Genomic DNA, 12,259 nt, shown 5'->3' with positions numbered 1-12,259 from the left:
CATGGTATGGCTCAAGATTCGGTGCCGTTTTTGGCGAAGTAGTCGCACCAGGGCCGCAGGGTACAGCTTTGGCACTGGGGCCGCCGGGCAACGCACACCGCCCGGCCGTGGAGGACCATGCGGTGGCAGAAGTCGTTGGACTCCTCCGGGGGGAGGACCTCCCGCAGCTGCATTTCGACCTTTTGGGGGTCTTTGGTGCCGTCGGTGAGGCCCAGAAGGCCTGTGATGCGGATGCAGTGGGTGTCGGCCACCACCACACCGGGGGTGTGGTACACGTCACCCAGAATGAGGTTGGCGGTCTTTCGGCCCACGCCGGGCAGCTTCAGCAGGTCCTCCATGGTGTCGGGCACCTTGCCCCCGTACTGGGACAAGAGCATCTGAGAGGCCAGCACAATGTCACGGGCCTTGGCCCGGAAAAAGCCGGTGGAGTGGATGTACTGCTCCACCTCGGCAATGTCGGCCCCGGCCAGGGCCTCCAGGGTGGGGAAGCGGGCAAAGAGGGCGGGGGTCACCTGGTTGACCCGCTCGTCGGTGCACTGGGCAGCCAGGCGCACAGAGAACAGAAGCTCATAGTCCTTTTCATACTCCAGGGAGCAGATGCCGTCGGGATAGAGGCGCTTGAGCTCCTCAATGATGGCCCGGATGTCAGAGGGGGATTTTCGTTTGTTCATGGAAAAACTCCTTCAAAATATTTTTTCCATTGTACCACGGCACGTTCCAAAGATGAAGGGGGAGAACAATTTTTTTCTTGCCATTTCCATGGCTTTCCTTCATAATTGAGACGAGGTGAATACCATGGAAAGCCTGTTTTCCTGCCCCCTGTGCGCCGCCCCTTTGGCGTGCACCCACACGGGGCTTCTCTGCCCAAACCGCCACAGCTTTGACCGCTCGGCGGCGGGCTATGTCCATCTTCTGCCCCCCAACCGCAAGCATTCCCAAAACCCTGGGGATGACAAGGAGATGGTGGCCGCCCGGTCGGCTTTTCTGGACAAGGGGTACTATGCCCCCCTCCGGGAAGCCCTGTGCCAGCTGGCTTTGGACTGTGTGACCGGAGAGAGCGCCCCGGTGGTGGTGGACAGCGGCTGCGGAGAGGGGTACTATACCGCCGGGCTTTATGAGGCCCTCCAAAAGGCCGGACTGTCTCCCCGGATGGCGGGGGTGGACATTTCCAAATTTGCCCTGCGCCGGGCGGCCAAACGCCTGAAGGAGGGGGAGTTTGCTGTGGCCTCGGTCTACCGCCTGCCCCTGCCCGATGCCTGCGCCCACCTGCTGGTCAATGTGTTCTCACCCCTGGCGGAGGAGGAGTTTGCCCGTGTGCTGCGCCCCGGAGGACACTTTCTCTATGCCGTCCCCTCCCAGCGCCACCTGTGGGAGATGAAAGAGGTCCTCTATGAGCGCCCCTATGAAAACCCTGTAAAGCGGGAAGACTATACAGGATTTATCTGGGAAGGGGTGCGGGAGGTGCGCTATGCGGTCACCCTGGAGAGTTCCGAAGACATCATGGCCCTGTTCCACATGACCCCCTATGCCTGGAAGACCCCCAGGGACGGGGTGGAGCGGCTCAAACAGATGGAGCGCCTCACCGTTGAGATCGGCTTTGATTTTCACTGTTACCGGCGGGTATAACCGCCCAAAGAAAGGAATGTTATGAACCATCCGATTGTATGGGCCGCCGTGGGCACGGGCATCACCTTTTTGATGACCGCCCTGGGGGCGGCCACGGTCCTTTTTGTCCGGGGGAAGTCCACCCCAAACCTGCAGCGCCTGTTTCTGGGGTTTGCGGCCGGAGTGATGGTGGCCGCGTCCGTGTTCAGCCTGCTGCTGCCCGCCATGGAGGAGGCGGAGGCCTCGGGGCTTCCGGCGTGGCTGCCCACGGCCGGAGGCTTTGTGCTGGGTGTGCTCTTTTTGTGGGCCATGGACTCCCTGCTGCCCCACCTCCACCCGGAATCAGACGGGCCGGAGGGTCTGCCCTCTTCCTGGCGCAGAACCACCCTTCTGGTGCTGGCCGTCACCCTCCACAACATCCCGGAGGGGATGGCGGTGGGATTGTCCTTTGCCCTGGCCGCCCAGCACAGCGGCGGGGGACTGGGGGCCGCCATGGCCCTGGCCATTGGCATTGGCCTGCAGAACTTCCCCGAGGGGGCGGCCATCTCGCTGCCTCTGCGGCAGGAGGGGATGAGCCGGGGACGTGCCTTCCTCTACGGGGCCATGTCCGGCCTGGTAGAGCCCATTTTCGGCATTCTTGTCGTCCTCTTTGCCGGGAGCATCGCCCCGGTGATGCCCTGGCTTCTCTCCTTTGCCGCGGGGACCATGATGTATGTGGTCACCGAGGAGCTGATCCCCGAGGCCCATCTGGGGGAGCACTCCAACATCGGCACCATGAGCGTGATGTTCGGCTTTGTGGTGATGATGATTTTGGACATCGCACTGGCATAAAGAAGAAAGCGCCGCCGGTTCCCCGGCGTTCCATAGGGACAATTTATGAACCTACCCATATAACTTAATATTTGTTCCTGTGGTGGGAGGCTGTGTTTCGGCACAGCCTCCCTTTTTTTGCTCATGCAACCTCGTTTGGGATTTCTTCTGCCATGGACTCTGCCATACTCTGGGGCAGTTCATCCACCAGACCAATGTCGCGGTAATAGATACGCACCTCCTGCGGTGCTGTGCGGGAGTATTTCTCCGCACGCTCACCGACCTCCACTCGCTTGATGAAGATGCGCAGGATCTCAGCAGTCAGCTCCGGGATCTCGCTGTATCGCTTGGCATTCTCAATGAACCGGGCAATATTGGAGCTGGAGTCTTTCAGTTCCTGAAGCCTTACTTCCATGGCAGGGAGCTGTTCCTGGATCTCTTTCTGCTCGGCGGTGTACTCTTGAGAGAGGATGCGATACTGCTCGTCCGGGATGCGTCCAAGTACACTGTCCTCGTAGAGCCGTTTGAACAGCTTCGTCAGCTCGGACTGGCGCTTCTGCATGGTGTCGATCTTCTTTTGGAGCATAGCGATCTCCTGCTGTGCCTCCTTGCCCTGCTTCTTGCGGATATGCTCTGCAAACCGCAGCTCATTCTGACGAGCGAAGTGTGTGACACGGCGTATGTCATCCAACAGGATAGCATTGAGTTCCTGTTCCCGGATGTAATGAGCGGAGCAGATGTCTTTGCCTTTCTTCTTGTAGGTGGAGCACATAAAGTTGTTTTTCACCGCATCCATGGTGTGCGCCCGGTGCAGTACCATGGTGCCTCCACAGTCCAGGCAGTAGACCAGTCCAGAAAAGATATTCTGCTCAGCCATATTGGCTCTGCGCCGTTTGTGCTTGCGGATATCCTGTACGATCTCCCAGGTCTGTTGTGTAACCAGTGCCTCGTGCGTATTCTCAAAGCGGAGCTGCTCAGCCTCGGGACGCTCAATGCGCTTCTTATTCTTGAAGGACAGGGTGGTGGACTTCAAGTTGATGGTGTGGCCCAGATAAGTCTCATCCTCCAGAATGCCAGCGACAGTGTTGGTGGACCAGTTGTACGGCTGGGTGATATCCACTCCGGTCAGCTCTACTCCGTGCTTCTGGTACCGCTCGATGATGGCAGTCTCAAAGGACACGCCCTTGAGCCGGGGCATGTGGAGCGTGACGTCGCCGGAGGTTGTGGTGAGATTCCGGTCATAGTGGCCGCTGCGGTAGCCCTGACGGGCCTCGCTGCGCTCATAGCGGGCGGCCTGCGTCAGGGACTCCGCCTCCTTTTCCAGCAGCTCGTTCAGGGTTTCTTCTACACTTCCTCGAACTAATTCTTTGAGCTGCCCCTTGATAATTTCCTCATTCAGCTGTACAATTTTCTCGGACATAGTTTGCTTGCTCCTTTCGAATGTTTGTGTGGTAACTTCATTCTACCAGAGCCTGCAAGCTATGTCTTCTTTTATGCGATTTTCAATTTGCGCAACTTATTGTACCTTATCTAATGAAATGACGCGGTATCACTGTTAAAAGCGGCGGCTAAAGGAGGTAGCCGCCATGAAGCACATACCCTATCGACAAAATCCGACGGTCATTGACATATCAAAAAAAGCCCGACCACCGCCGGGAACCTCTCTACCCTTGACTATGAACTGTCTAATCATCTAAATACTGCTTACAATACCTATACGCCTGTCCGGGCTTTTCGGACAGGCGTATTTTGCTGCTCAAAAAATTTTTTGAAAAAATTTCAAAAAATCTTCGGCGTTTTTCAAAAACGCCGTATTGCCCCGCGAAAAGGGGGAAGCACCACCAACTTTCCAACGAGAAAGGAGGTGAGAATGTGGAACCTAATAGCAGGGAGTTTTACAAACAATGTGCTTTTCAGAAGTTTTGTAATACGGTGCTGCACAATGAAGCGTGTGACGCTCACAGGGAGCTGCACAGGCATAAGGCAAGGGAAGTCACCTTTTCCGATTTGCCCTTAGACGAAGCGCGGCAGCTTCATACCTTTGATGAATATTTCAAACGGGAAACCGCCGAAACCGTCTTTGAGAAAGCCGGGAAGAAAATCACGCCGAAGCTGCTTCTTGAAGCAATCCGTACTTTGCCGGAAGAAAAGCGCAAAGCCGTACTCCTGTACTATTTCGAGGGAATGAACGACACCGAGATTGCGAAGTTGTTCAATACATCGAGAAGCACGATACAGTACAGGCGGACAAGCTCTTTTGAGAAATTAAGAAAATATCTGGAGGAAAATGCTGATGAATGGGACGAATGGTAACGAACCCGGCTACCCGGAAAATGCCCTTGTTCCCTATCCTGTCATTGTGGCAGCGACAAAGGGCGACCCGGACGCCATGAAGATTGTCTTGCAGCATTTTAGCGGCTACATAGCCCGCCTCTCCATGCGGAAGCTGTACGACGAGCGCGGGAACGTCTATTTCGGCGTAGACCACGACATTCGGGAACGGCTGCAAGCAAAACTGATGATGGCTGTCCTCACCTTTAGGACAGAGGAATAACCGCAACGGCGGCGGGACGCTTTCTCTCACCCCCTTTTCCGTTCCGCTGTTGACGCGGGTAGCACAGCCATTTTGAACCTTGAAAAAGAAAGCGGCGCAAGATAACGGCGGCGCAGCATAGGGCAAATCGGATACGTTCCTTTTGCGTCGAGCCATACGGCGGGTGCGCCATGACGCTATCCGGGCGAGGTTATCACCGCCCGGACAGCCGAGCGACCAACACCGCGCCGGAAAGCAAGTGTAGCGGTTTGCGGGCAACGACACGCAGAATATACAATGATACTTCCTTACAGCCACAGTCCGAGCGTTAAGAGCGTCGCAGGCAGTGGGTAGGGCTGCATGAGAACCATGCCGGGGTGAAATTCCCATGAGGTTATGCTAATAACCGTCCGATTAAAGCCTTTGTTTTATTGAATAGTGGACTTGCTGCTATTCATAGACTGTATTATATGTTTGCGAAAGAAAGGGGGATTTTCTTTGACGCAAAACCAAACGCCCGTTACCACAACGGAGCATAAAATCGGAAAAGTTACTTACCTTGTATGTTCGTCTGCAAGTGAACGCGCAACGGACACACTGGATAAAAAGATAAAAAAGCTCATTCGCAAAGACATGGAGCTGAACCCCGTAAACGCCTGAAAATAGGGCGTTTCTTCACATTTTATACATGACACAGGCAGCGGTATGTGGTATAATATAAACAGTACAAATACCATGCTTGTCTGTCGTCGGAAAGGAGGACAAAATGTTACAGACAGACAAGATTACCGCTTTATATTGCAGATTGAGCCAGGAAGATATGCAGGCCGGGGAAAGCGAGAGCATACAGAACCAAAAGCTGATTTTACAAAAGTACGCTGACGAACACCACTTTTTCAATACGCGCTTTTTTGTAGACGACGGATTTTCCGGCGTGAGTTTCGAGCGTGAGGGGCTTCAAGCCATGCTGCATGAGGTTGAAGCCGGGAACGTGGCGACCGTCATAACAAAAGACCTTTCCCGTCTGGGACGCAATTATCTGAAAACCGGCGAACTGATAGAGATTGTTTTCCCCGAATATGAAGTGCGCTACATTGCCATTAACGACGGTGTAGACACAGCGAGGGAAGATAACGAGTTTACCCCTCTGCGGAACTGGTTCAACGAGTTTTACGCCCGCGACACCTCAAAGAAAATCCGGGCTGTTAAACAGGCAAAGGCACAGAAAGGCGAGCGTGTCAACGGCGAAGTGCCGTATGGTTACATAGCCGACCCAAACGACCGCAATCATCTATTGCCCGACCCGGAAACGGCGCACATTGTAAAACAGATTTTCGCTATGTATGTGCGCGGCGACCGTATCTGCGAAATCCAGAACTGGCTACGGGAACATGAGGTACTTACTGTTTCAGAACTGCGCTACCGTCGTTCCGGCAGTTGCCGCCACCCGCGCCCGCACCCGACCTGTATTTATAACTGGCCGGATAAGACACTGTATGATATTCTTGGACGCAAAGAATATTTGGGGCATACCATTACGGGCAAGAGCTATAAGGTATCTTACAAATCGAAAAAGACGAAAAAGAACCCGGAGGAAAAGCAATACTTTTTCCCCAACACGCACGAACCTTTGATTGACGAAGAAACCTTTGACCTTGCACAGAAACGGATTGCTACCAAACACCGCCCTACAAAGGTTGATGAAATTGACATTTTTTCGGGACTTCTCTTTTGTGGAGATTGCGGCTATAAAATGTATCTGCAACAGGGAGCCGGGACACTGGAACGCAAACACGCCTACACTTGCGGAAAGTACCGAAACAGGATAAGGACTGGCGAGCTTTGCACTACCCATTATATCCGAAAGAGCGTCCTTAAAGAACTTGTCCTTGCTGATTTACAGAGGGTGCTGTCCTATGTGAAAGAGCATGAACAGGAGTTTATCGAAACCGCCAACGAGTGCAGCGCAAAGGCAGTACAAAAGACGCTGACACAGCAGCGGAAAGAGCTTGACAAGGCGCAGAGCCGCATTAGCGAGCTGAACATCTTATTCCGCAAGCTCTACGAGGACAACGCTTTAGGGAAACTTTCTGATGAACAGTTTGCTTTTCTGACTTCCGGCTATGATGAAGAAAAAAAGACGCTGACCCGGAGGATTGCGGAGCTGTCACAGGAAATCGACAACGCCACCGAGCGCAGCGCGGACGTGAAAAGGTTTGTCGCACTGGTACGCAGATACACCGCCATTACCGAACTGACCTACGAAAACGTCCATGAATTTATTGACCGTATTCTTATTCACGAACTGGATAAGGAAACGAACACCCGCAAAATCGAAATCTTTTATAGCTTTGTCGGCAGAGTTGATACGGGCGACAAGCCTACCGAAAGTATCTCCTATTTCAGACAGATAGGAGCCGACGTAAAGAGTTATGCTATCTAACATACATCAAAAAGAGGTAAGATAACGCCCTCTGCAAAAAAGGTTACGTTATCTTACCTCAACAAAATTCGTTCCCGAGTAACCGTCGTCATACAGGAAGAGGGTGTTGGTGAATCCTTTCTCAGCTGCATACTTCTCCAGCAGAAGTTTTTGATTCTGAATACTGTTCGAGTCATCCGCCTTATTTGTTTTCTGCGTATCCTCCTGACTCAGTCGGCCATAGAGGACGGTATATTTTTCGTTGCTTGCCATTGCTACTCCTTTCCGGGCAAGCCGATACGGTAACAACAAACATACCGTATCTCCTGCCCAATGTCTATCCTCAAATCGAACCTTTTTCTAAATCACTGTCGATGATTTGGAGCATCTGTTCCGTAGGTGTTTTTGCTTTCTCGGCAGCTGAGAAGATGGAGCGGACAAAGAATTTGCGTCCGCCCACAATCATCTCACGGCGCAGCTCCGTACCATGTTCCGTTTCGTGATAGGATGTATCCCGGTAAATTGGCGTGATCGTATTCTCGTCCCGGAAGCCGATCGCTCGCTCCGGCATATAACTGCCCAGGATACCCGTCTCCATATACACTTCGAATTCACTTTTCATAGCGTTCCTTTCCCCCAAAACCAATTCGGGCAACAAAATAGCAGACCGTCACATGGTCTGCTGCCAAGTCTGTTCTTCTTCGTGATCGTCCTCGGCGTGGCCCTGGGCGATTTTCTTTTGCTGCTTCTTACGGAGCGTTTTCCTGTATGTATGCGGGTGCATTGTGGTGCTGTCCATCACGGGAGCATCAGACTGAGATTGCTCCAGACGGTATCCAAGCCCCACCACAGCAGAAGCAATGCTGCTGTCCCCATCAGCAGGACCGCCCATGTGGGGCCATCCAGGTGCGGCAGCCGCAGTCTGGGCAGCCTGATGCTGGGCAGAGAAAAACGCTTCTCGCTCTGTTTCCCAGCCTGTTCGCTCATTTGCTCCAGATGCTTCACCGCTTTCAGCAGTTCGTCCATCTGCGTCCGGGTCGGGAGCTGCGCCAGCAGTTCGCTGGCCTTCTTGAGATAGCCAGTCTGTCTCTCGGTGTGGTACCCCAGTGTGCAGAGGTCGCTCAGCAGATCCTCCCACTCCGCTTTCGTGGGACACACTTCGGGAGGCGGTGTCAGCTCCTGCGCTGGAGGCTGCGGCGTGGTCTGTACCATCTGCGCAGGTCGGTTCTTTTCCAGCAGCTCGTCCATGGATAATTTCTGCTCTGATCCTGAATTCATATTCCATACTCTCCTTCAGATATTTGTCCCCGAACAGCAGGCGGTCACGGCACTGCCAGCCGCTGGGTGTGGTGTAGGTGATATTCCGCCGGGAGGTTTCCCAGCGTACCTTGTAGCCCTCGCTCTCCATCAGCGCAATAAACTCCTCACGGGTAGAGGCGTGGCGCATACAGTCGTTGATGATGTTCATGAGCTGCAGTTTTTTGCTCTGGCCACGGGCTGCAGTGTGATACTCGCCGACCGTCATGGTCTTGGTTTTCTGCTTCCTATCCTTGGGCTGGAACACAGGAAGAGAAAATTCCATACAGACCTGGTCGTTGCGCTGCCGCAGTTCCTGGAGCTGCTCCTTTGCGATGTGCAGTTTCTTTCCCGTGTCGAAGTTGACCGAGTTGATGAGAAAGTGGGAATGAATGTGTTCCCGGTCTGTGTGAGTGCAGACCAGAACTTCATACCCCTCATAGTACTCAGCCAGCTTCAATGCTGCTGCATGAGCGGTGGCCGGATCGACCGCTTCACCTTTCGGGAAGCTCTGCACCATGTGGTAGAACAGTACGCCGTCGGTTTTGTGATGCAGCCGCTTGGTAGTCATGAAGTCTGCGTAGACAGATTCCGGCTGGCAGTTGATTCCTGTAATCAACCGCTGCCCCTCGAACTCAGTTTTCTTGTCCTGCATGGTGTACCGCATCACGGCTCCCATGCACCCGGTGGTCTGGCCCCGCTTATAATTGGTGAAGCTGATAATAGCCATCCCTCACCACCGCTTTCGTTCCAGGATTAACCGGACAGCGGCGCAGAGGTCAGAGAACGCCTGACGCACGCTGTCCAGATTGACCACCGTGACGCGCCCCATGTGCGCCAGGGTGACGAGCTGATTCAGATTTCTTCCGATGGACTTCAGCTCCTTGAGCACTTCTTTCAGTCCATCAACGATCACCACCTGCTTTCCCAAACAGCAGGCCGTCACATAGTCGCTCATGGACATCCCGGAGCGTTTCGCCAATTCCTTGATGGCCTCCCGGTCTGCGGACGCCATCCGGGTGCTGAATTTGATGTCTTTTTTCATGTCGTTTCCTCCAGTCTTTCGTAAAAATGGGGTGTGGGGCAGTGCCCCGCAAACAGGCGGAAGGCGGGCGGCGGCTGTGCCGGTGACCAGACAAACGCGATGCTGGCCACCTCCAGGGAGGTGATTTCACCGCGCCGGACACCTGCACTCCTCCTTCGGCCACAAACGGCCAACACGGCGTTTTTCTTGCTTTGCGGTGGGTTACTCGCTGCGCCCGGAAACCGCCCGCAAATGACCGCACGGCGCCCCGGCAGGGTCAACAGGGTCGACTGCCGGGACACCCTGGGTATCGTCACTTTCGGCACGGCGCAGCTCAATGAGCCGCTTTCCGTTGCTGCGGCGCACCACAACGGAAATGCCGATTTTGCTTAGTGCGTCAAGGTTTTGCACGATCTGTCGGGACACTTTCTTGGGGGAGATACGCTCCACACCCACAGGGTCGATTCGTTCAGACAGCTCTGTGGGAGTGCCGATAAATTCGGTTCGGTCACGCATCAGTTCAGAGAGAAGATAGACGATGCGATCGCCCAGCAGCTCTGGCTGTGTCCGGCTGTCCGACACCAACTCCCACACATTTTCACCGTTGCGCTCCAGTGTCAGCTCCCGGTATTCAATGTCACGGCCAATACAGGAAAGCTTTGCCCTGCCGCTTCCCCGCCGTTCCTCCACCAGCGTAAAGCTGGAATCCACCGCACCGCTGATGGCAGTGGTCCCGGAGATGCGATTGAACACATCGTCGGCGGTTTCCTTGCGCAGATGATGGATCAGCAGGATGGCGATACCGTGCTTGTCCGCCAACCGTTTCAGCGCAGAGAGGTCGCGGTAGTCGTTGGCGTAGGTTGCGTCACGAGCCGGACGAACCATCTGCAGCGTGTCGATGATGACCAGTACCGTGTCCGGGTGGGCAGTGAGGAATGTTTCCACCTGCTCCTCCAGCCCCTGTCCAATGAGGGCGCACTCCGTGCAGAAGTGGACGCTGCTTGGTGCGTCTTCGGTGATCTCAAAGAGCCGGTTCTGGATACGGAGAACGGAATCCTCCAAGCAGAGATAGAGGGTGGTACCTTGCTTCACGGACATCGCCCAGACGGGTTCGCCCTTGGCCACCATGACGGACAGCCACAGAGCCAGCCAGGACTTTCCCACCTTGGGAGAGCCGGCAAGGATGTGCAATCCCTGAGACAGCAGCGTGTCCACCACGAAGTTGAGTGGTGTCAGCGGCAGGCTCATCAGGCTCTCACCGTCGATGGTTTGCAGTCGTTTTGTTTTACTCATCAAGATCATCCCCTTGTAAAAAAGATAAGGACAGAACCACACGGCCACCGTGGCTCTTGTCCTTTCACTTGATTATTGGGGGGATTTTGATAAAATGAGAATATCGCAAGACAGGCTGAAAACAGATATAGGACAGAGGAGGTGGCCCTATGCCACTGGGGATCAGGCAGAACAACAATTTCCTTCATCTGACAATGGATGTCTGGCAGGATCAGATCTTTTTCAACGAGACCGTCTACCCGGCCGGCTACTTTGCCGCCGAACTGTTGAATGTTCCCGAGGAGACCATGCGGGAACTGGTCACCCACGGCGGCGCCATCAGCCATCAGGTGGAGGCCCTGGCCTTGGCAGAGAGAGGTGAATTTATCAACCTGCTGGACGGGACCCGAACCTCTCTGGAGAAGTTGCTGGATGCCCTGTGGCACTGTCCGCCGTACAGCCTGATGGACAAAGGGCAGGAGCAGCGCACATTGGAAGTGCTGTTTTCCCCGGCGTCCCACAACGACCTGCTGAAGCCGGCTTCGCCCGTCCGGGAATTTTTCTTCCGCTATCTGGTCGCTGCCTTCAGTATCCCCCTGGGCATCCAGCACTTCGCCGTGGCGGCACGATATTTTGAGGAGGGCTATCTGCGGCGGCTGAAGAAGCGGACGGAGACCTTCTTCGCCATGGCCGCCCACGACTGCTTCAACAGCGAATGGTTTTGGGATATGATGCGTGATTTGCCGGTACCGGATATTGAGCCATTCACCATCACACCGGATCTGAGATCCTCCTATGTCTTTGCCCGACACCCGAAACAGGAAAAGGAAACCGTATTTGTAAACCGGTATTTCTTTGACCATGCCATCAGCTTCTACATCTTTGACCTGATGAACGGACTGCAGCACGGCCATGCGCCCAGCCGGTGCTGTGGCTGTGGAACATACTTTCTGACCACCAACGGCCATATGCCAAAATACTGCGATGGGATTGCGCCTCAGGATCCCCGCATGACCTGCCGGCAGTACGGCGCTATGATGCGGCAGAAGGAGCAAAACAAGCAACACCCGGTCTACCGTCTGTTCACCACCCGTACCAACACCATTCGAAAGCACCACCAGAGAGGAAAGATCTCCGACGAGCTGCGCAATGAAGCGCTGTATGTAGCGGAGAGCCTGCGGGATAAGGCGCTCATGGACAACGACTATGCTGCCAACGGCTATGCCTGCGATATGGAGCAGGAAGCGATCTATGCCCAGGCAAAAGCGCGTATTGCCCAGGAGGAGAAGCCGTGAGC

At 54.5% G+C, this 12,259-nt stretch carries 13 protein-coding genes and 1 pseudogene; 7 read left to right on the top strand and 7 right to left on the bottom strand.

Going from position 1 to position 12,259, the window contains the following annotated elements; translation table 11 throughout:
- Positions 1-11: 11 nt before the first annotated feature.
- Positions 12-671, bottom strand: a complete 660-nt coding sequence (nth, locus tag ACTQ3R_RS03125; RefSeq protein WP_441777938.1) for an endonuclease III — start codon at positions 669-671, stop codon at positions 12-14.
- A gap of 124 nt (positions 672-795) precedes the next feature.
- On the opposite strand from nth, the gene ACTQ3R_RS03120 reads away from it, so the two are divergent.
- Both ACTQ3R_RS03120 and ACTQ3R_RS03115 read left to right on the top strand, forming a co-directional pair.
- A complete protein-coding gene (locus ACTQ3R_RS03120) occupies positions 796-1,626 on the top strand; it encodes a putative RNA methyltransferase (RefSeq protein WP_441777937.1) in 831 nt (276 codons plus the stop codon).
- 21 nt (positions 1,627-1,647) lie between these two features.
- Positions 1,648-2,436, top strand: a complete 789-nt coding sequence (locus ACTQ3R_RS03115) for a ZIP family metal transporter (RefSeq protein WP_441777936.1) — start codon at positions 1,648-1,650, stop codon at positions 2,434-2,436.
- Positions 2,437-2,557: 121 nt separating this feature from the next.
- Here the strand turns inward: ACTQ3R_RS03115 and ACTQ3R_RS03110 are convergent, their stop codons facing one another.
- Complete coding sequence (locus ACTQ3R_RS03110; RefSeq protein ID WP_441777935.1) at positions 2,558-3,835, bottom strand: DUF4368 domain-containing protein; 1,278 nt, start codon at positions 3,833-3,835, stop codon at positions 2,558-2,560.
- A 452-nt stretch (positions 3,836-4,287) separates the two neighbouring features.
- Here ACTQ3R_RS03110 and ACTQ3R_RS03105 point away from each other — a divergent pair, with 452 nt between their 5' ends.
- From ACTQ3R_RS03105 to ACTQ3R_RS03090, 4 genes are all read left to right on the top strand, one after another.
- Positions 4,288-4,728 (top strand): sigma-70 family RNA polymerase sigma factor, encoded by a 441-nt coding sequence (locus ACTQ3R_RS03105; RefSeq protein ID WP_050636981.1) that lies wholly within the window; start codon positions 4,288-4,290, stop codon positions 4,726-4,728.
- Positions 4,709-4,969 (top strand): helix-turn-helix domain-containing protein, encoded by a 261-nt coding sequence (locus ACTQ3R_RS03100; protein ID WP_016289899.1) that lies wholly within the window; start codon positions 4,709-4,711, stop codon positions 4,967-4,969. Before ACTQ3R_RS03105 ends, ACTQ3R_RS03100 begins: the two co-directional genes overlap by 20 nt.
- A 417-nt stretch (positions 4,970-5,386) precedes the next feature.
- The gene (locus ACTQ3R_RS03095) at positions 5,387-5,608 is read left to right on the top strand and encodes a transposon-encoded TnpW family protein (RefSeq protein WP_118092135.1); all 222 of its coding nucleotides are present in this window, start codon (positions 5,387-5,389) and stop codon (positions 5,606-5,608) included.
- Positions 5,609-5,714: 106 nt separating this feature from the next.
- On the top strand, positions 5,715-7,391 hold the full coding sequence (locus ACTQ3R_RS03090) for a recombinase family protein (RefSeq protein WP_009447114.1): 1,677 nt from the start codon (positions 5,715-5,717) through the stop codon (positions 7,389-7,391).
- A 63-nt stretch (positions 7,392-7,454) separates the two neighbouring features.
- Here ACTQ3R_RS03090 and ACTQ3R_RS03085 read toward each other — a convergent pair.
- From ACTQ3R_RS03085 to ACTQ3R_RS03065, 5 genes and pseudogenes are all read right to left on the bottom strand, one after another.
- A pseudogene (locus ACTQ3R_RS03085) lies at positions 7,455-7,643 on the bottom strand (recombinase family protein); the annotation flags it as partial.
- A gap of 70 nt (positions 7,644-7,713) precedes the next feature.
- The gene (locus ACTQ3R_RS03080; RefSeq protein ID WP_441777934.1) at positions 7,714-7,992 is read right to left on the bottom strand and encodes a hypothetical protein; all 279 of its coding nucleotides are present in this window, start codon (positions 7,990-7,992) and stop codon (positions 7,714-7,716) included.
- Positions 7,993-8,040: 48 nt separating this feature from the next.
- Positions 8,041-9,396: a relaxase/mobilization nuclease domain-containing protein gene (locus tag ACTQ3R_RS03075; protein WP_441777933.1), complete on the bottom strand. Its 1,356-nt coding sequence runs from the start codon at positions 9,394-9,396 to the stop codon at positions 8,041-8,043.
- A gap of 3 nt (positions 9,397-9,399) precedes the next feature.
- Positions 9,400-9,711: a plasmid mobilization protein gene (locus ACTQ3R_RS03070; RefSeq protein ID WP_441777932.1), complete on the bottom strand. Its 312-nt coding sequence runs from the start codon at positions 9,709-9,711 to the stop codon at positions 9,400-9,402.
- A 201-nt stretch (positions 9,712-9,912) separates the two neighbouring features.
- A complete protein-coding gene (locus ACTQ3R_RS03065; protein ID WP_441777931.1) occupies positions 9,913-10,983 on the bottom strand; it encodes an AAA family ATPase in 1,071 nt (356 codons plus the stop codon).
- 149 nt (positions 10,984-11,132) lie between these two features.
- Here ACTQ3R_RS03065 and ACTQ3R_RS03060 point away from each other — a divergent pair, with 149 nt between their 5' ends.
- Complete coding sequence (locus ACTQ3R_RS03060) at positions 11,133-12,257, top strand: DUF6076 domain-containing protein (RefSeq protein WP_441777930.1); 1,125 nt, start codon at positions 11,133-11,135, stop codon at positions 12,255-12,257.
- The last annotated feature ends 2 nt before the right edge of the window (positions 12,258-12,259 follow it).

This window comes from Lawsonibacter sp. LCP25S3_E2 (assembly GCF_052117285.1).
Classification (GTDB): Bacteria; Bacillota; Clostridia; order Oscillospirales; family Oscillospiraceae; genus Lawsonibacter.
This window is presented reverse-complemented; position numbering and strand designations above follow the sequence as displayed.